17 protein-coding genes and 1 pseudogene are annotated in these 19,951 nt (G+C 41.4%); 9 read left to right on the plus strand and 9 right to left on the minus strand.

The features are described 5' to 3' along the window. The first annotated feature begins 515 nt into the window (after nucleotides 1-515). On the plus strand, nucleotides 516-1,106 hold the full coding sequence (locus V7L07_RS18790) for a peptidoglycan-binding domain-containing protein (protein WP_335060339.1): 591 nt from the start codon (nucleotides 516-518) through the stop codon (nucleotides 1,104-1,106). 234 nt (nucleotides 1,107-1,340) lie between these two features. On the opposite strand, the gene wecB is transcribed toward V7L07_RS18790, so the two are convergent. Then, nucleotides 1,341-2,471: a non-hydrolyzing UDP-N-acetylglucosamine 2-epimerase gene (gene wecB, locus V7L07_RS18795; RefSeq protein ID WP_335060341.1), complete on the minus strand. Its 1,131-nt coding sequence runs from the start codon at nucleotides 2,469-2,471 to the stop codon at nucleotides 1,341-1,343. Nucleotides 2,472-2,695: 224 nt separating this feature from the next. Here wecB and V7L07_RS18800 point away from each other — a divergent pair, with 224 nt between their 5' ends. Continuing rightward, the gene (locus V7L07_RS18800; protein WP_335060343.1) at nucleotides 2,696-2,890 is read left to right on the plus strand and encodes a hypothetical protein; all 195 of its coding nucleotides are present in this window, start codon (nucleotides 2,696-2,698) and stop codon (nucleotides 2,888-2,890) included. Nucleotides 2,891-3,091: 201 nt separating this feature from the next. Here V7L07_RS18800 and V7L07_RS18805 read toward each other — a convergent pair whose 3' ends face one another. Then, a complete protein-coding gene (locus V7L07_RS18805) occupies nucleotides 3,092-3,463 on the minus strand; it encodes a hypothetical protein (RefSeq protein WP_335060345.1) in 372 nt (123 codons plus the stop codon). A gap of 730 nt (nucleotides 3,464-4,193) precedes the next feature. Here V7L07_RS18805 and V7L07_RS18810 point away from each other — a divergent pair. The 3 genes from V7L07_RS18810 (at nucleotide 4,194) to V7L07_RS18820 (ending at nucleotide 8,370) form a co-directional block, all read left to right on the plus strand. After that, nucleotides 4,194-5,462, plus strand: coding sequence for a type IV pilus twitching motility protein PilT (locus V7L07_RS18810; RefSeq protein ID WP_335060347.1), 1,269 nt, complete (start codon nucleotides 4,194-4,196; stop codon nucleotides 5,460-5,462). A 451-nt stretch (nucleotides 5,463-5,913) separates the two neighbouring features. Beyond that, nucleotides 5,914-6,681, plus strand: coding sequence for a circadian clock KaiB family protein (locus tag V7L07_RS18815; RefSeq protein ID WP_335060388.1), 768 nt, complete (start codon nucleotides 5,914-5,916; stop codon nucleotides 6,679-6,681). 138 nt (nucleotides 6,682-6,819) lie between these two features. After that, complete coding sequence (locus V7L07_RS18820) at nucleotides 6,820-8,370, plus strand: DUF3131 domain-containing protein (RefSeq protein WP_335060349.1); 1,551 nt, start codon at nucleotides 6,820-6,822, stop codon at nucleotides 8,368-8,370. Nucleotides 8,371-8,678: 308 nt separating this feature from the next. Here the strand turns inward: V7L07_RS18820 and rppB are convergent, their stop codons facing one another. The 4 genes and pseudogenes from rppB to V7L07_RS18840 all read right to left on the minus strand — a co-directional run bounded on the left by rppB (nucleotide 8,679) and on the right by V7L07_RS18840 (nucleotide 12,877). Continuing rightward, on the minus strand, nucleotides 8,679-10,094 hold the full coding sequence (gene rppB, locus V7L07_RS18825) for a two-component system sensor histidine kinase RppB (RefSeq protein ID WP_335060351.1): 1,416 nt from the start codon (nucleotides 10,092-10,094) through the stop codon (nucleotides 8,679-8,681). Further along, nucleotides 10,091-10,786 carry a two-component system response regulator RppA gene (rppA, locus tag V7L07_RS18830; protein ID WP_335060353.1) on the minus strand — a complete coding sequence of 232 codons (696 nt, stop codon included), beginning with the start codon at nucleotides 10,784-10,786 and terminating at the stop codon, nucleotides 10,091-10,093. The genes rppB and rppA overlap by 4 nt, the downstream gene beginning before the upstream one ends. Nucleotides 10,787-11,550: 764 nt before the next feature. Continuing rightward, nucleotides 11,551-12,024: pseudogene (locus tag V7L07_RS18835) on the minus strand (DUF2808 domain-containing protein). 364 nt (nucleotides 12,025-12,388) lie between these two features. Continuing rightward, a complete protein-coding gene (locus tag V7L07_RS18840; protein ID WP_335060355.1) occupies nucleotides 12,389-12,877 on the minus strand; it encodes a DUF2808 domain-containing protein in 489 nt (162 codons plus the stop codon). Between the two features lie 411 nt (nucleotides 12,878-13,288). Here V7L07_RS18840 and V7L07_RS18845 point away from each other — a divergent pair, with 411 nt between their 5' ends. Beyond that, a complete protein-coding gene (locus V7L07_RS18845) occupies nucleotides 13,289-13,441 on the plus strand; it encodes a hypothetical protein (protein ID WP_335060357.1) in 153 nt (50 codons plus the stop codon). Here the strand turns inward: V7L07_RS18845 and V7L07_RS18850 are convergent. The 3 genes from V7L07_RS18850 to V7L07_RS18860 all read right to left on the minus strand — a co-directional run bounded on the left by V7L07_RS18850 (nucleotide 13,433) and on the right by V7L07_RS18860 (nucleotide 18,338). Continuing rightward, nucleotides 13,433-14,347, minus strand: a complete 915-nt coding sequence (locus tag V7L07_RS18850; RefSeq protein ID WP_335060359.1) for a cation diffusion facilitator family transporter — start codon at nucleotides 14,345-14,347, stop codon at nucleotides 13,433-13,435. The genes V7L07_RS18845 and V7L07_RS18850 overlap by 9 nt on opposite strands. 274 nt (nucleotides 14,348-14,621) lie before the next feature. Then, entirely contained in the window at nucleotides 14,622-17,741 is a 3,120-nt protein-coding gene (locus tag V7L07_RS18855) for an efflux RND transporter permease subunit (protein ID WP_335060361.1), read from the minus strand. A gap of 354 nt (nucleotides 17,742-18,095) precedes the next feature. Then, entirely contained in the window at nucleotides 18,096-18,338 is a 243-nt protein-coding gene (locus tag V7L07_RS18860) for a hypothetical protein (protein ID WP_442936067.1), read from the minus strand. 104 nt (nucleotides 18,339-18,442) lie between these two features. Here V7L07_RS18860 and V7L07_RS18865 point away from each other — a divergent pair, with 104 nt between their 5' ends. Genes V7L07_RS18865 through V7L07_RS18875 form a run of 3 tightly spaced genes read left to right on the plus strand, consistent with a single transcriptional unit; the run spans nucleotide 18,443 to nucleotide 19,865 of the window. Beyond that, nucleotides 18,443-18,571, plus strand: a complete 129-nt coding sequence (locus tag V7L07_RS18865) for a hypothetical protein (protein ID WP_335060362.1) — start codon at nucleotides 18,443-18,445, stop codon at nucleotides 18,569-18,571. Between the two features lie 59 nt (nucleotides 18,572-18,630). After that, a complete protein-coding gene (locus V7L07_RS18870; protein WP_335060364.1) occupies nucleotides 18,631-19,053 on the plus strand; it encodes a GNAT family N-acetyltransferase in 423 nt (140 codons plus the stop codon). 17 nt (nucleotides 19,054-19,070) lie between these two features. Next, entirely contained in the window at nucleotides 19,071-19,865 is a 795-nt protein-coding gene (locus tag V7L07_RS18875; RefSeq protein ID WP_335060366.1) for an aminotransferase class IV, read from the plus strand. Nucleotides 19,866-19,951: the final 86 nt, after the last annotated feature.

A 19,951-nucleotide genomic window follows, 5' to 3' on the forward strand; every position in this document is an offset into this window, starting at 1 on the left:
ATTTTGCTAATACCATGTTAAATTGATACACGACAAGTATTTAATGGACGCAGTGAACCGCCAGATAAGTAAGCTAGCTTGGAGTGATAAAAAATCTGAAATTGTAGTAAAAAATACTTGCTTTTATTCAGTTTTTGTGAGTTCGACTTTTTCAGTCTAAGCATATACTACGATAAATGGACTGACTTACCGTAGTATACCAAAAAGTCTTCAGATTCTTCTAAAATTAAAACTTAATAAATATTGATACAGGGTATGAGACTTCGGTAAACGATCCTACACAAGCCGAGATACTTAGACGAGTTAGCTTCTTTGTCAGTTTATTTGGACTCAAACAAGTCATTACTCCTTAATCATTAGTACCAATGACTAATGACTAATTTTATTTTTTCTTAATTTTGCTACCAAAAAAACCTTTTGAAAGAACCGTGATATAAAATATACTAAGAATAAATACAGAGAACGACCAAGTAGTTCTCTGCGAGTACTCATTTTTTCATATAAAGGAGCGAATTATGGAATATCTTGCTTATTCCCACATGTTTATTGCTCAAGAAGAGGCATCTGGAAACCCTAAGTATAATCTTCCTAAACCTCAATTCAATTGGAAAAAACTACTAAAATCTTCGGCTTGGTTAGCTTTAGCTGGTGTTGGTGTATTACTTGGTGCTGTCAGCCAAATTCAAATGAGTTCGGCTGCTTATGTAAAAACTAACGGCAGTTGTTTACGTATCCGTACAGGCCCAAGTACCAACTACTCTTATGTGGATTGTGTATCAAATGGGGCGACACTTCCAGAGATTGAAAGGTATGAAAACGGTTTTGCTAGGCTTACTACGGGTAGATACGTTTTTGCCCGATGGATTGGTGATAAACCTAACAACCCTCCTGTGACTAGACCCGGTGGTGTTGGTGGTTCGGTGATTCTTACCCCTGGTTCTAAAGGTCAGCTGGTCAGAGATGTTCAAACAGCTTTAGGTAATCTCACAGTTGATGGAATCTATGGTCAAGAAACTGTTAGCCGGGTTAGAAGCTTTCAGCAAAGTAAAGGTCTACTTGTAGATGGTGTTGTGGGGCCCGAAACTCGATCTGCTTTGGGTATTTAGCTAGAAGCCATCCTTGGAAAATCTCCCTTCCAAGTTCTAGTTTTTTTCTGGCGCGATCGAGAGAAATCATAAATCAGGAACTTAAATTAAAACTTTGTAGCGTCTCGCCCGTCATCAGGCGGGCAAGATGACCTCACTACACAAGAATTGGTAAAAATGAAAAACCGGGATCAAAACCGATTTTATACACCCTACAAAACAGAAATTTTGCACTTTAGTTTAATCTATAAGTTTCTATCTTGATGTTTCTGATGAAATACCCAAGTAATTTTGCACAATCTGCAAAATGCGCTCTGCTGCATGACCATCCCCAAAGGGATTGATTGCATTTGCCATCGCTTCATAGGCATCTGAGTCACTGAGTAACTCGCTAGCAGCTGCAAAAATGTTTTCACTTGTAGTGCCTACAAGTTTGGCTGTACCAGCTGTCACAGCCTCCGGTCTTTCGGTGGTGTCTCTCAAAACCAGTACTGGTTTTCCCAAACTGGGGGCTTCTTCTTGCAAGCCACCAGAGTCAGTCAGCAAAAGATGCGATCGCCCAATTGCTGCTACCAATTCACCATAATCTAGAGGTTCTGTCAAGAAAATTCGGGGATGATTCCCTAAAAGTTCTTGCAATGGAACTCGCACTGTGGGATTGCGGTGCAATGGTAACAGCAAAGCTGTATCAGGAAACTTGTCTAAAATTTGTAAAAAGCCCTCTGCGATCGCTTCGAGAGGTTCTCCCCAATTCTCGCGCCGATGCACTGTTGCTAACAGAACCCGATATGATTCCCAGTCTAAACCTGGTACATTACAAACTACTTGGGTTGCTGCAACATTCAACAAGGCATCAATTACCGTGTTACCCGTCATGTGAATTTCACCCAAAACACCAGAACGATGCAAATTTTCCACAGCCCAAGGAGTCGGTGCAAAGTGCAACTGAGTAATTTGAGAAATCAACCGCCGATTAGCTTCTTCTGGGTAAGGATTGAATATATCATCAGTCCTTAACCCTGCTTCTACGTGACCAATAGGGATTTTTTGATAAAAAGCTGCCAAAGCTGCCGCAAAAGCCGTGGTAGTATCTCCCTGCACGATTACTAAATCTGGTTTTTCCACCTTGAATAAGGCTTCTAAGCCTTGTAAACTACGGCAGGTAATATCATTCAGAGATTGCTGAACCTGCATAATTTCCAAGTTATAATCTGACTTGATATTAAACAGTTGCATAACTTGCTCAACCATCTCCCGATGCTGTCCAGTTAAAATTACTTGCAACTCAAAACCTGAATACTTCTGGAAAACCTGAATCACCGGAGCTAGTTTGATCGCTTCTGGGCGAGTACCTAAGATAATGCAAACGCGTTTTTGATTAGTCATTAGTTATTGGTCATCTGTAATTTGCCAATGGTTATAGTCAATGGTCTTTGCTCAATAGTCAAGAGTGGGCGGTCAATCATCACACAAACCATAAATATAAAATCATAAATCACACAAGATATAAAAAAACCCGGCTTCACCGGGCAAATGCACTGTTTATTGAAAGCGGCGGGAAACTCCATCAAGTGGGTGGAGAGGGATAGCTAAGCTGTTGTGATTATAGTTTGCACATTGAGGCGGCAGGGGAGCAGGGTGCAGGGAGCAAGGGAGAGGAGTTACAGGTTTTGCCTAATCATGCTTGTGATGCAATTTGTAGGCGCAACAGCTTACCCCGCCGCTTTAGTCATTGGTCATTGGTCGTTGGTACTAATGAACGTGAGTTCGACTGGTTATATTATGTCCACCTAAAAGACCTCTAAGAAGGTTTTACTACGCAAAACCTGTCCCTCTCCGACTCGGAGAGGGACAGACTTGAACTTTAGTTCAAGGCAGGGAGAGGTCTGTAGAACTCATGTTAATGACTAATGACCAATGACTATTTGACTATATTTTGATCTCACAAATGAAAAAACCCGGCTTAACCGGGCAGACGCACTGTTTGTCTAATTCACTTGTAATGACTATTTAATCTCACAAGTTAAAGGGCAAGCAGCGTAAACAGTAGTCTGCGTTTGGTCTGCCTCTCCATGCAGCCAGCTTAACCATTTAACTTCACTAGGATGAACTCCTTTAGCAGTTAGCACACCCGCAGCCAATACAACTGCCATGACATTAAACATGATTAAAGCACCAGCTACCAGCAAAACCGCACTAACAGGCATCACCGATTGCAAGATAATCGACAACAGACATCCGACCGTAGCCATCAAGACAACTAGTGGAAAACCCACAACCAACAAACATACTGCTAATGTAAAAGTCCATATTAAAAAGCTTTTAATCATCAACAAGGAGTAGGTCTTTCCTAGATTAGAGCTTTGAGCAGAAACCATGACTTTTCCTCCCAAAATACAGAGCATATTTTAATTTCAGTCATATCTCGCTTTTTGCGAGTAAAACTGAATTCTTTCAGTGAAATTCAGTATATAAAAACTAATAGGAAAAATGAGCATTTGTTTACTAAAGTTTACAGTTAATTTTTTGTAATTATGGATATAAACTCAAGTTTCTATCTATTAAAAAAACTTGTTTGCTGCATCTATCTTGAGATATACAACCTAAAATGTCTGAGCTTTTAACTTTGATCCCCACGATATCACTTATATTCAACTTAACATTTCTTATAAAAATTAGTCGTGGTTCTCATAATTCCTAGATGGGCTGAATAAATGATCCGCCAGTATTTGTGCTGTTAATTGCTGGCAATTCGTGTCCATACCTGAAAGAAATTTCTCATCTAAATCCTAATAAAATTTACTTTAAAAAGTAAAGTATTAAAAATTACTTGGCAATCAATGTATATTTGCTGAGGTGTTTTGAGTCCTTGCGTGTGTTAAACCAGGTTAGATAAGTTAAATAATTTTATCTAAATTTTCTGAGTAGTGGAATCTCATAAAAAAAGATACCAATTGAGGTGGATTAAATGGATTGACCGTGGTTCTAGAGTTTCAATCGTCTTACATCACTGCTAAAGCTTGCAGACAAGCATTTTTCAAAAGTCATCAAAGCAAGTTACTTGACTTCTCGTTAATTCAACTTTTTAACTGCCAAATGTGAAGATATATGACAGAATCACAGTCTCCATTAACTACTAACTCTGCTCCCGGACGTAACCTGCCACCAATGCCGCCGCCACCACCGCCAACCCCAACCGTTAGTACGCCGCGGCAGATGACACAAACACTAGATATGTCAAGTAACCCGCCTGTTGCAGGTCATCGTCCGGGTAGTCCACCGCCAATACCGACTTCAGTTCGCCCTCAAAACACTAAGGGGCCAACTTTAGAAAAGTTAATTAGGGAAGCTTACGATCAGGGATATTCTGACCTTCACTTGGGAGTAGGTGAAGTACCACGCTTCCGCAGCCGAGGAGAAATTCAATCAATGGATTATCCCGAAACAGATAAAGAAGCTTTTATGAATTGGTTGCGGGAGGTGATGAGTGAGGCGGAAATTCAGCGCTTTGAAGAACACTTAGAATTTGACGGAGCAACTCAATATGATTTTGCTCGCGTGCGGATTAATGTTTTTGGTACTCTTAGAGGGCCTGCAATGGTATTGCGGTTAATTCCGCTGAAAATCTTAACTATGGAACAGTTGAGATTACCCCCAGTTTTTCGGGATATTTGTCATCACCACAAAGGTTTAATTTTAGTAACTGGGCCCACTGGTTCTGGTAAGTCCACCACAATGGCAGCGATGGTTGACTACATCAATAAGGAGATGGCCAAGCATATCATCACCATTGAAGACCCGATAGAATTTATCCATCAAAGCCGCAAGTCTTTAGTCAAACAGCGGGAAGTGGGAATGCATACCCGGAAATTTGACAACGCTTTGAAAGCAGCTTTGCGAGAAGACCCAGATTTGATTCTGGTAGGGGAAATGCGGGATAAGGAAACAGTAAACACCGCTCTAAAAGCCGCTCAAACAGGTCACTTGGTCATGGGAACCCTACACACCAATAGCGCTGTTAAAACCATTGAGCGGATTCTTAACCTCTACTCTGGTGATGAACAAGATGCAATGCGGGTGGCAATTTCTGAGTCTTTAGTGGCTGTAATTGCTCAAGGTTTGTGTCGCACAACTGACGGTAAGCGGGCTGCTTTCCATGATGTGCTGATTAATACTGAGGCTATTAAAGAATGGATCAAAGATGGTAAGTATGATGAAATTGGCGAGTTGATGAAACAAGCCAGCTTTGACGGTATGATTACGATGAATCAGTCATTGCTCAATCTCTATCAAGACGGTCGCATCACTGAGGAAACTGCTTTAGAAATGTCGCCAACTCCTAACGAAATGGCGCAGTTTCTCCGAGGTCGGGTTTAGGATTGGGGAATTGGGGACTGGTCAATATTTAGTAGTCAGTAATTTTCCTGACAATTCAGGTCATGTGGAAAAGCTAACGATTGACCTAACCCCCTAGCCCCCTTCCCGTTTCGGGAAGGGGGAAAATTCCAAGTCTCTGACGCCACGTGCTTCAAGTCGGCATAGCCGCCCAACGCAGTGGCTTCTCCTTGTGGGAGAGAGAAATAGAAGAGAGGTTTTCCATATACCGTGAAAAGTCAGAGTAATTTTCCCTCATCTCCCTCATCTCCATTCGAGTTTACTAATTAGTAAATCAAGTCTTTGCCTCATCGCCCTCATCTTCACCCAGTCCTTAATCCCCAGTCCCCAATCCCCAGTCCCCAATCTCAAATATCTTTGTGATCCTGGTTGCGGTTATAGCTAAGGTAAAAGGTAAAAGAGAGAATTTTTTACTTTGAGCTTCCTAACCTCTGTGAATAACTTGACGACAAATAAACTATCTACACCCCAGTTGTTTAAAGGCATTGCCCTATTTACACCTGGAGGAGATTTAATTTACTGCATCGACCCTAGCAAGCAGGGTCGATGGCATTTGCATTTGTGTTCGGCTTTGCAAGAAATTCTAGATTTGCCAGAGCCGCCGCATTTTTTAGTGCCTTGTTATACTGCAACTATTGACAACTGGTTAGATCCCCGCACTCAAAAAGTGCGAACTTTTGCTGAAGCTTATCCGGCTGTAATTAGACATCAAGCTTTGCTTAATACCATTTTTGGCACAGGGGAGTTAGTATGGCAAGCAGCCCCCTGGCAAGAGGGGTTGTGCGATCGCATGGTGTTAACAACTTATCGTTCTTCATTCCCGCAGCTTTGGGAAGATCACGATTTAATTGTTCGCCTAGACCTTTCTGAACCTGTGCCAAAATACCACCAACCAGTTATAGTCCAAAAAAAAGAAGCGATCGCACAAGGCTATGTTCTCCGCTTGTTTGTGGCCGGACATAGCAGTACTACTGAACGCATTCTGCAAAATTTACACGAATTATTAGAGCGATCGCTCGGAAATCCTTATACTCTAAAGGTGATTGATGTTTTAAGTCATCCAGAACAAGCAGAACTCAATCAGGTTTCTGCAACTCCTACCCTTGTTAAGGTTTGGCCTCACCCAATTCGGCGAATCGTTGGAGAGTTAGATCATGTAGAAAAGATTTTACAGATGCTAGCTGCGAAGGAAACATTTTAAATAATCAGACTAGTTTTTTGCCAAGTTTTTTGTCACGAGTGCGTAAGTTCTATGTTAGTTAGATTTCAAAGTTGGGAAGAATGTATTTAGTGAAACTACGCAAGCAACGCTAACTTATAATGTGAGGCTTTAATCAGTATGAGTTCTGATTTTCAACCGCCACCTAAGAGCTTGTCCATACTAGCTTCTGTAGGAGGAGTAGTTACCGCTGTAATCGCGATCGCAATTTTAAATGGTTGGTCTAAGAACCTTTCCAAGACTTCTATAGAAAAACCGGAAATATCAGCATCCGAAACTGCTTCACGCCAATTGCTACAACCAAGGAAACCCCAAACCCAAAGCCCTGTCTCTGGTGCTAAAGCAGCGGAAATAGTTGCCAGCCTTGATGCGAAATCTGTAGTTTTGCCAGGTCAAGCCATTGCTAAGAACCAATTAACAGTAGCCATAATCCCATATACTGCTCCGGGAGTTGGAAAACTGACCCCAGAGGAGATCACAACTGCCCATCAGGCTTGGTCATACTTCCAGCGCAATTGGAACGATGAAACTGGCTTGATCAATTCTGTGGATGGTTTTGCCTCTATAAGTATGTGGGATCAGACAGCAGCGATCGCAGCCTTAGTCAGTGCTAGAGAACTAAATATCGTGCCTGCGGCTGAATTTGATGCCAAAATGAGCAAAATGTTGAATACATTAGCGTCTATCCCCTTGTATAAGGGAGAACTACCTAACAAGGTCTACAACGCTAAAACTCTTGTACCCGTTAATTATGGTCAACTAGAAAAACGCGAAGAAATTGGTTGGTCAGCCATCGATTTAGGAAGAATGGCAATTTGGCTGAAGATTGTCGAGGCAAAGTATCCAGAGATGCGATCGCAAACAGCAGCAGTTTGGAAACATTGGCAAGTCAAGCGTCTAACCAAAAATGGCCAAATGTACGGTACTGCTGTTATCAAAGGTAAAGAGCAGTATAACCAAGAAGGCCGCTTGGGCTATGAAAATTATGCAGCCTATGGTTTGAAATTATGGGGTTTGGACGTTAAGCAAGCCTTAGATTATCAGTCCCATACTGCCTTTGTTGACCTTTACGGAGAGGGAATTCCTTACGATAAACGCAACTATAAAAACTCTGGAGCCAATAATTACGTTCTGAGCGAACCCTATATTTTAGATGGCATCGAAACTGGGTTTCAAGCTTTGCCGAAAGTTTATGCCGATCGGATTTTAGCTGCTCAAGCAGCGCGTTATGAAGCGACAAAACAATTAACTGCCGTCACCGAAGACAACTTAGATCGCCCTCCATACTTTGTTTACAGCAGCCTATTTGTCAACGGAGAACCTTGGTCAACCATTGCAGATACCAGAGAAAAACACAACGATTTGCGATTTCTCAGTGCCAAAGCTGCGATCGGCTGGCATGTACTTTATAACACCGCATACACGCAGCAGTTATTTGATTTCGTTCAAGGCAACCTCAAATCAAAAGATGGCTGGTACAACGGTTTTTATGAATCTCTGCGTCAGCCGAATAAAACTCTTACCGCTAATAATAATGGCGTAATTTTAGAGAGCTTATTGTATAAACAAGTTGGACAACCGCTCACCGTTTGGGCAGGAGTTAAAAGCTATAAGTCAACCAAAAGGGCTATCAGAACACCGCAAGTTACAGCTAAGATTCTCAGACCATGAAAAACTGGCGTTGCATAATAGAAGTTATCTACTGTGCAATGTCCATACCGTGGAGCTACACTTGGAAGAATTTTACCCACATAAGTCTATTCATCCCTACATTCAGCAACGCCACCATCTGGCAAAAGTCTCTGAACGGACACTGAAACATCTACAAATGCTAATGGTGTAACTGTTCCTTGCATAAGAGTATATTCTTCAACATATTTACCATTTTGAGGGTTTTCATCGCAGAATTGCTCACATTTTGGTGATAGACCTAGTTTAATTTTAAAAATTAGTCAAAACTCAAGTAAATATGAAATCTTTTATTTAGATTGGCGTAAGCGGCGAAACAGCCATTTAAATGGGGAAAAAGAGCGAACGCTGTTTAGGTGGATAACATTAAACGGTAGTTCGATAATAAAAGTACTACCTTTACCTAATTCGCTTTGCACATTCAAACTACCCTGGTGTGCCAGAACAATTGCAGAGGCGATCGCCAATCCTAATCCAGAACCACCAGTACTACGAGAGCGATCGCTATTCACGCGATAAAAGCGATCGTAAATTCGCGTCAGTTCCTTCTCTGGGATACCAATACCCGTATCATGAACCCGAATCATAGCATGATGATCACTACAACCCAGGCAGACCGTAACCTCCCCTCCTTTGGGTGTATACTGAATTGCATTGACAATTAAATTAGAAACCAAACGATAAAGCTGGTCACTATCACCGAAAATATTTACTGGTTTATTTATCTTGATCCTAGATTGCAGCATTACACCTGCCGCAACTGCCATCGCTTCAAATTCCTCGACTAAATCGCTGACAATATCATTTAGACAACATTCTTCTAGTTTTACTGGCAAGTGTTGCCTATCTAAACGAGCCAATAATAATAAATCTACAACCAAAGTAATAAGTCGCTGATTCTGACGGTGGATAGTTTGCAGAATGTCCCGCGTTTCTTCTTCATCCAGATGCGACATTAAAAGCGCTGATTCCACCGTTGCGCCTGTTGCAGCTAAAGGCGTTCGCAATTCGTGTGCTACATCTGCTGTAAACTGTTGAATTTGTCGATAAGATTCATAAATTGGCTGCATAGCTAAACCAGCCAACCACCAACTAGCAACTGCAACCATACCCATTGCGATCGGCAATCCCAAACCTAAACTTAATTTCACACTATCCAGATAACGATTAAATTCTTCAAGACTTCGCCCCACCTGCATATAGCCCCAATCCCGATTATCTGGGGTGTGTAGCACTAAGGAATTTTGGTGGTAATCATTGCCTTTGCTGTCTTTGAGAAATAACCATTTTTCATTGCTGAAGACATTAGACAGTCCTTCTGGATAATTGCCAGCAGTAGCAATCAAGCGTCCTGAAGTATCAAAAAAACGCACATAGTAGTGATCTTTATTAACCACACCAAGAAAATGACGTTTAGGATCTGACTGCTGTTGAGTGCAGTTGGCTCCAATTCTACATAGATTGATATTTGGGAATAGCTGCTGTATAACAGGTTCCAAACTCCCAGATTGCTTGAGCTTAAATTCAATAGTGTCATGTAGTGTTCCGGCTACAGACTCAATTTCACTGTCTAAGGCTACCACATGGGCACGGAAAACAGCTCTGTAGACACCGAAAGCACAAACGCTTAAAATTGAACCCATGACGAGAGCATACCACAGAGCTAAACGAACACGAGTTCCTCGAAACAGTTTATTTTGATTCATTTAGTCACATTGAGACGATATCCCATACCGTGCAAAGTTTCAATCGGGTTGGCGCAGTCGAAGCAGGCTAGTTTGCGACGTAACAAACGTACTTGCGCTGCTACCACATTGCTAGCCGGTTCTGCACTCACTTCCCAAAGCTGATTGCGAATCTGTTCCGTGGTAACAATTTGATTGGGGTGCTTCATAAAATATTCCACCAGTTGGAATTCTTTATTAGTTAAAGAAATTTCCTGTTTTTCCCCCGTCGTATTTTGACCGACAACTGTACTATTGCTGTAATCTAAAGTAAAGTTACCAACGGTTAGTTGTTGAGGTTGTAAGTGGGGATAACGCCGCTGCAATGCCCGCAATCTTGCCAGTAATTCTGCCATTCCAAAAGGCTTCACCAAGTAATCATCAGCACCAGCATCTAAACCAGCAACTTTATCTTCCATGCTATCTCTAGCTGTGAGCATCAAGACAGGCAAAGAATTTCCTTTTAAACGCAGTCTTTTACACAATTCCAAACCAGTAAATCCTGGGAGCATCCAATCTAAAATCGCCACTGTATATTGTGCTGAACTATTTTCTAAATATGCCCATGCTTCATCACCATCCATTACCCAGTCAACTAAATACTTTTGCTGCTTCAGCGTTCGCTTAATAGCAGTGCCCAAATCTGACTCATCTTCAACTAGCAACACACGCATATCAAATTGAAAGGTTAGAGGTTCGTAGTAATTTTGTGAAATTAGGATCAAATTTTGGGTTATTAAATAATGTATAGGAGCAAGCTATCTAAGATCATAAAGAGATGCTACACCTTGGTAGTAGATAATCTATAAGAAAAACTCAGTACATTGCATTGCTCAATTGGTGTAAGTGATACTCACTTAGAGAAGTTAACAAGTCTAACTAATTACAAGAGGTCTACTGAGTTATTTTTTATTCTGACACGTAATGATGAAATCAAGATGAAATATTAAGTCAGCTTAGAAAATCTCTAATTGTATTTAACTCTAACCACAATACACAAATCAAAAGCTAGGGTTTTGACTTTGTTTATGTACGTATTAACAAATAAGTATTGATTTTGATATACCACCTAGACAAAATAACCCTTATTTATATTAATAATAAATCTCAATAAAAGCCCGTCCGCAGGCGAGCTAAAATTTTTCCAAATGAGAATAGCTAATAAATATTGGGAGCATCTTCCCTAGCGAATGGAATGATACCTCCGGCACGCCAAGGGCGAACGCGGCTATACAGACAAAACCCACGGAGGTGGGTTTAAAGTTTAAAATCCTTTGAGTCCGCGTAGACGGACAAAAGTTTGTGTAACCGCAATTTCTAATCGCCTGGTATATTTGCTTTCGTTGAGATGCTACCTAAATATTAACCATTATCTGTTAGCCTAGCCGTTTTAAAAAGCAAAAGTGTTACGCAGGTTACCAATATAGATGGTGTCATTCTAGCCACCGTAAGTCTGAATTCGAGCTAAACCAAGTGGAATTTCTCCTTTCATATCAACCTTTTTGACAGATACTGGATAATGCCAAGTTTTCTCATAATCTGAAGTATTAACTCCTTTCATACGAATTGATATGCTTGCACCAGGGGCTACTGGTTCCGGAAAAGCTACTGTAGCTTTTCTGTTGTTAATGGAAACCGTTGTAGGAATTTTTTGACCTAATTGATTTTCGACTTCAATTCCTTTATCAATACTTACTCCCTCTGGTAAATCAATCGCCAATTCTGAAAGAGCTTTACTTTGGACATGAACATCAAACTTATGAGTAGCATTTAGGGTACGAGCATCATTAGGAATAGCAGCACTATTTCCTAGATGGGAAAATTTAGCATCATTTGGATTTTTTGCCTAAGCAGTAGGAACTGAAGATGCAATAACTAAGGTAAAGGCAAATGTGTAAATCAGCTTTTTCATCAATATTCTCCTTGTTTTGTTAATCGGTTAATTACCTCTATATCTATAATTGTGAAAGGTATTGATGAAATAGAGATGAAATCTTATAGCGGTTATCGAATGGAAGCAATATAGTTTGACCTCTCTCCTTTTAGGAGAGAGGCTTTGAATCTTACTCCCCTTCCCTATAAGGGAAGGGGCTGGGGTTTAGGTCTGTATTGCACTCAACTGATAACCGCTATATTATCTTATATAAGATTTAAAATATAGTTATTAATTATCAATATTATTTGAATAATAGGGTTAAAAAATTACAAAAGCTTCTGACATTTAACTTGTCTCTAAGTTAAATGTCAGAAGCTTTATTTATTGAATGGCGCTAAGTTTAAAGATTTACACGAAATCTAGCTATACCTATAGGTATTTCGGCATTAGTGCCAACAAAATTAGCAGATAAATGGTAGACAGGGCCATTACCAAGAAATGGTTGTTTTACATTCTTGATGTCAATCTCTAGCTTAGTATTAGGAACAATTGGTTCAGCAAAAGCTAGTAGTATATTTTTGCCATTTACAGAAACATTAGTATTAATTTTTCGACCATTCTCTTCGTTTATAACAACATCATTAGTATTATCACTCCATCTGATAGTATTTGGAACTTCAATTTTTAACTGTGAAACACTCTTGCTATTTTTGGGAACGTGTATTCGCAAAGTATGTCTAACAACCGCCCAGCGAGTCTGAGGAAATTGAGAGTTACCATCAATATGAGGAAGATTACCATCTTCTTGATTGGCATTTGCATAGTTGGTAGGAATTAAAAGTGCAGCAGCTAGAGTAGATATAGCAACGTAAACTACCACTTTCTTCATGTTTACTCCTCACTTAATTATTAAAATGAATCTGTGATAAATCAATACGTAACAATCTGGTAAAACTACGATTAACTACCTGCTAAGTTTCTTAATTTTCACGTTTTGAAAATTAATATTAGGTTTTAAGTTTTTAAACTCTTACACCTCGTAATACCAACATTTTCAAAAATTTCCATGAAAAGTCAGTCTACGCTTACAGGTTAATTAAAGTAAGCTAGAAATATTACCATTAACTTGTTTACCGTTTGAAATTAAAAAGGTATATTACCTTTATTGATCAGTTTGGCAGGTCTAAATGAAATCAAGATGAAATTTTTGATGAATGTCAAAATTTAAGGATTAAAATGTAGGGAATTGAGCTACACCTACAGGAATCTCTATCTCATTTCCAACAAACTTCGCTGAAAAGTGGTATACAGATTCACGCTCATAGTTTGGGATAAGTTTAAGCCTCGAAGATTGAACTTGCTACCTGGTGTTCTGATTGCTGTGGTGGTAACAACTGCGATCGCAGCCATCATGAAGCTGCCAGTTAAATACCTAACAATTGACTTAAACTAGGTTATCAGGAGCGAAAGGACATTGGTAACTTGCATCGCCTGTCTCCACCTGAATAGTTGGGTGTTCAATGCTGAAATTGTCGTGAAGCTCACGCACTACCCGTGCTAAAAAAGTATCACCAGGATAGCCTGCTGGGATGACAAGGTGAACGGTGAGTGCTGTTTCTGTAGTACTCATTGCCCAAATATGTAGGTCGTGAACTTGAGCCACGCCAGGGAGTTCGGCTAGATAAGTACGGACAGCCAAAGGTTCTATTCCCACTGGTACAGCATCTGTAATCAAATTCAAGGATTCCTGCAAAAGTCCCCAAGTGCCAGCTACAATCACCACAGTAACAATCAAACTCACCGCTGGATCAAACCACAGCCAACCTGTAGCAATAATTGCAATACCAGCCAGTACGACCCCTACAGATACTACTGCATCTGCAACTAGATGTAGGAATGCACCTCTGATATTCAAATCATCCTTGCGCCCTGACAAGAACATCAAGGCACTTACTGTGTTAATGACAATTCCTATAGCTGCCACTATAATTACCGTTCCCCCTGCTACCGGAGCAGGTTCACGAAACCGTTGAATTGCTTCCCAGCCAATACCGCCAGAAACAACTAGGAGAAAGGCGGCGTTTAAAAGCGCAGCCAAAATTGAAGAACGACGCAGCCCGTAGGTGCGACGTGATGTCGGGCGACGACGGACGAGGATGCTTGCTCCCCAAGCCAGTAACAAACCCAAAACATCGCTTAAATTGTGACCTGCATCGGCAATCAAAGCAAGGGAGTTAGCAACAATGCCATAGGTTGCTTCGATGACGACAAAACCAGTGTTGAGAGCGACACTGATAACAAAGGCACGGTTGTAATTACTACCACCGCGGTCGTGTCCGTGACTATGATTATGAGACATGACTGCCTTTCACGCTCCAGTGGAGAGAACTTCTATGGTTTAACAAGTTTGTTACTTGTCTTTAAGTATATGTTTGACCAAGGAAAAAATTCGGTTATTGCAGGAGCTTGATTCCCCCCATTACAACCACCCAAAAAAATTAATCCTATACTGTATCAATAATTTCGTGAATTTAAACCACTTATTTCAAATCAATGAAACCTTTAAAAATTAGGAATTCCTAATTTCGTTAGCGTAGTGAGGCGTAGCCCATTACAAATTTTGCCAAGCTGTATTAAGCTCTTGCTTCTCCTGCAATTTCTGGTTGAATAATTGGTTCAGCCTTTCTTGGCACTAAGAATCTACCAAACTGGACATACAAAGCTGGAAGTACCAAAAGAGTTAAAGCGGTAGAGGTAAACAATCCACCTAACACTACAACAGCTAGTGGCTGGAGGATCTCTTTTCCGGCTCCACTACCAATTACCAAGGGTGCCATACCGAGAGCGGATGATAGCGCCGTCATTAGGATAGCAGCCAACCTTTCTACCGACCCTTCCATCAAAGCCTGCCGTAGAGGCTGTCCTTCTGCCATCCTAGAATTGTAGTTCTCAACCAGTAATAGTCCATTGCGTGTAGCAACACCGAATAAGGTAATAAATCCTACCATTGAAGCTACAGAGAGAATACCGCCAGTTAAGGCGATGGAAATGACTCCACCCACTAATGCTAAGGGCAAGTTTATCAAGATCATGATGGTGGCAGGAATCGACTTGACAGCAAAGTAAATTAGGACTGCGATCGCAATAAAAGCTAATCCCCCAGCCGAAAGTAAAGTTTTTGTGGCTCCCTCTTGCGCTTCAAATTGACCACCGTATTCAATGTAATATCCAGAGGGTAGTTGTACCTCTTGCTTAACTTTGTCCCGAATATCCTTAATTACAGAACCTAAATCTCGTCCACCCACGTTGCTGGATACGACAATATAGCGGGAGACGTTTTCGCGGTTGATGGTATTGGGGCCTGTACCATACTTGATTTTTGCGACTTGGGCTAAGGGAATTTTTTGTCCGTTGGGTGTATCAACTAACAAATTACCGATAATTTCAATATTGTTACGGTATTTTTCTTGCAACCAAACCACCATATCAAAGGTTTGTTGTTGCTCCAATACTTGGGAAACGACTCGCCCATTGAGTGCAGTTTCTACTATCTCTGATAATTCGCCAATAGTTAAACCATAGCGGGCTGCTGCGTCGCGGTCAAATTGAATTTGTACCTGTTTAATCGGTACTTGCGGTTCTAGTTGCAAATCTACTAGACCCGAAACTTCGCTCATAGCTGATTGTACTTGTTGACCAAGAGTGCGGAGTTGTTCTAAATCGGGGCCAAAAATTTTCACCGCGATCGCACTTCTTACCCCCGACAGTACTTCATCCATCCGGTGCGAAATAAACCCGCCGATATTGGGAACGACTCCGGGAATTTTATCAAATTCTTTACGAATCATTTCAATTGTTTTTTCTCGATCTTTTGCCCCCTCCTCGCTGAGTTGGACATCTATTTCCGCCCCATTTACACCAGCTACCTCAGTATCTCCCACAGCTCGTCCAGAGCGCAATTGAGCCGTTTCAACCCCAGGATTTTTTTTCAGGGCTTCTTCGATCGCTAACCCTACTTGATTGGTCGCATTCAGAGATTGACCAGGCATTAAAACTGCGGCGATTACCAAAGAGCGGTCTTGGAATTCTGGTAAAAAAACTTGCCCTAACGAGAGTAGAATCATCGTTGAAGCCACAAAGGCAGCGATCGCACCTGTCAAAATAATCTTGGGGCGACGAATAGAAAATTTCAAAAGTGGACGATACAGGCGATGAGAAAATCGTTCAACCCAAGTTTCTGTACTTGGTAAACGCCGATTTACTAGCAAAAGGGCGCACAGTGCTGGAGTCAATGTCAGTGCTACTAAGGTAGAAGCGGCAATTGACAACAAATAAGCTACAGCCATCGGTGTAAAAATCCGACCTTCTACACCAGAAAGAGCAAAAATTGGTGCAAAGACGACTGCAATAATGATTGTCGAGAACAGTACGCTTACCCGCACTTCCACTGAGCCATTAAAAACAACTTGCAGTGGTGGTACAGGATTACCTGCTATCTGGTTTTCTCGCAAACGGCGGTAGACATTCTCCATATCTACAATTGCGTCATCCACCACCGAACCAATCGCAACAACCAATCCGCCCAAAGTCATTGTATTGATGCCTTGTCCTGTCCAATTCAGGATCATCATTCCCAACAACAAAGACACGGGAATCGCGCTTAAACTAATAATCACCGTGCGCCAGTTCATCAGGAATAAAATCAAGATCACGCAAACGATGATCGTGCCATCGCGCAAAGCTTCTTCAACGTTTTTGAGCGAGGCTTCGATAAAATCTTCCTGACGGAAAGTAGTGGTAATTTTGACATCTTTGGGCAGACCTGCTTGAATTTCCTCCATTGCTTTTTCAGCCGCCTTCGTTACTTTTGGCGTATCTGCTGTTGGCTGTTTGTTGACTGTCAAAATTACCGCTTTTTTACCTGCAAAACTGCCATCGCCGCGTTTGAGTGCTGCACCGATTTGGACATCCGCCACTTGTTCTAACAGTACTGGCGTGCCATTTTTGGCTTTAATTACTGATTTTTTCAACTGTTCAATAGATTCAATCCGCCCTACCCCTCGCACCAAAGTTTCTTGGTCGGGAGTAATTAAAAATCCCCCTGGTGCATTGGCGTTGGCTGCGGTGGCGGCTTTGGTCACATCATCAAGGGAAACATTAAACGCCTTCAGTTTATCTGGGTTTACCAACACTTGATACTGACGCTCATCCCCACCAAAGATGACGATATTACTTACACCAGGGACAGCCAGCAGGCGGTTTTTCACTTGCCAGTTGACAATCCGCCAGACCTCCATCATAGGAGTGGTTTCAGAAGTAAAGGCATATTTGACAGTCCATCCCAAGGGGGAACTAACCGGCAAAACCTCTGGGTTTTCCACACCTTGGGGTAGTTGACTGCGTGCTTGTTGCAACCTTTCCGTTACCAATTGGCGGGCGCGATAAATTTCTGTATCCAAGCTAAAAGTCGCTCTCACAGACGAAAGACCTACAGCTGAGGCAGAACGCAATGCTTCTAGTCCGGGAGTGCCGTTAATCACACTTTCTATCGGTCGAGTAACTAGGGATTCAACCTCCTCTGCTGCAAGTCCTGGGGCTTCGGTCATAATTTCCACTTGCGGTGGAGCAAAGTTGGGAAATACATCCAGTGGCATTTGCGTAAGGACGAGAAAGCCCCAAACAGATATGAGGATGGAAGCAATAACTACTAGCCAGCGTTGAGCGATCGACCATTTAACAATAGAATTAAGCATTTTGAGACGCGTTAAGGGATGTCTGCTTGCTGTGCAGCTAAGTAAGTTTAAAGATCAAGTACTTTACCTACTCTCCCAAATGAAGATGAAATTGAGATGAAATTTTTAGGGACAACAGGTGGAAGTTTCAGGTTAGCAATTGTTACTAAACCATCAATAGTCAATCCAATAGAGTATCTCCTTGCCGTTGAAAAAGAGGAAAAGGGGCAGGGAGCAGGGAGCAAGGGGGATAGAAAAGAATTGGGATTCGACCCCAATTGTTGCGTTAGCTTCCCGCAGGGTACGAGAACCACTTAGCAGAAGTGGGGGACATAAGAACATGTTCTGCTCCGCAAACTAGGCAGGAGTCAGGGATCATTTCCCCTCGCTCCCTGCCCCCTGCCCCCTGCCTCTTTGTTGAAATAGACTTGCAGCTTGCTGTAAATCGGTAATGGCGCTTTTGCGATCGCCTAAAGCATATTCAGCAAGTCCTCGGTTGCTGTAGGCATCAGCTAAATTGGGGTTGATTTGTAGTTCAGTTTGACACCTTGTCTCTTGACAGAAGCGATCGCCATAGTTAAGAATTCGACTACCATCTGCCATACACCAAAATGTCACACCAATCAAAGGCTATGGATGTGCCACTATGTTCATAAGTTCTTTCTTGTAGCGTTATTGCATCTGGTCGTGACCGTAAATATGCTCAAATTTCTACCTGGGCAATGGTTTTAAACAATCAGGCTGATGAGAGGACTCAAAAACGTGCAATTAGCGAAATTGAAGTTTTGGGAGGTAAAGTAATTACAACTCCCGAAGGTATTCATCAAATTATATTTCCCCCTAAAGATTAAATTATTAGTCATAACGCAATCTGTTGAATTTTTCTCACACATGATTTAGTAGGATAATAATGATATCAATACAATTGGCTGAATCTGACTTTCACATATTAGGGTGTTTTGCTGTGATTTCCCAGTTGCGCCCTCACCAAGAGCCGACTAAGTTTGTAGAACAAGTTAGATATCAAATGCAAGAAGGATATAAACTTGCATTTTTGGAAGTAGAAAAGCAAGCTGTAGCGATCGCTGGATTTCGGATTTATAGTTGTTTATCATCGGGAAAAATTTTATACATTGATGATTTAGTTGTTGATGAGTTGAAGCGATCGCATAGCTATGGTAAACAGTTATTTCAGTGGATAATTGAATATGCCAGAAATCATGACTGTAAACATCTGAGTCTGGATTCTGGCGTTCAGCGATTTGCAGCCCACAGATTTTATCTCATGCAGCGTATGAGCATTACAAGTCATCACTTTTCAATGGAGTTGTAGCGATAAATAATCTGGTTGTGACAAATAATATTTTTTGGTATGACGGCAAATTAGTTCACTCTCAAACCCTAGAAATAAACATTAACGATCCGGGTTTACTTTATGGGGCAACTGTTTTTACAACATTGCGAGTTTATCAGAACTCCCTAGATAGTAATTTAACCAATTGGCAAGCACACTGCGATCGCTTACTTTTCTCACTACAAACCTTTGGTTGGCAGCAACCAGATTGGAACCGTCTACGCAAAGGCGCTCAAATTCTACTCACGCACTTCCCCATTCTCAGAATTACCCTCTTTCCCGATGGACGGGAATGGATAACTGGTAGATTCTTACCACAAAATTTGACAGAAAAACAAAAAACTGGAATTGTGTGTGCCGTTGCTAGTTCAGAATTTTATCGCTCTCTCCCCTCTCATAAAACTGGCAACTATTTGAGCGCTTGGTTAGCAAAAACTAGCTTAGATGCTCAAGAAGCAATATTAGTCGATACTCAAGGAAATTGGCTAGAAACCAGTACAGGCAACCTTTGGGGATGGTGCGATCGCAGTTGGTACACCCCGCCAATAAAGGCTGGAATTTTACCGGGAATTAGGCGATCGCAACTTGTAAACTGGTTGCAAAACCACCAGCAGCCAGTACGAGAAGAAACTTGGAGCGTCGAGTTAGTCCAGAGATTTGAAGCGATCGCCTACACTAATAGTGTGGTAGAAATTATTCCCATTCATACCGTTCATCAGCCTTCAGGGTCGCTACAATATAATCCCCACCATCAAAGTTTTCAGCTAATAAGGGAGCTTTTTTTAGCATGACAACCACACCAAATTTGTTATATCTTAAGATAAGTTAACATAATTCTTAATAATCACCTTTGTGATCAGAGACGCTAGGCGATCGC

The organism is Nostoc sp. (genome assembly GCF_036916985.1).
In the GTDB taxonomy this organism is placed as follows: Bacteria; Cyanobacteriota; Cyanobacteriia; order Cyanobacteriales; family Nostocaceae; genus Nostoc.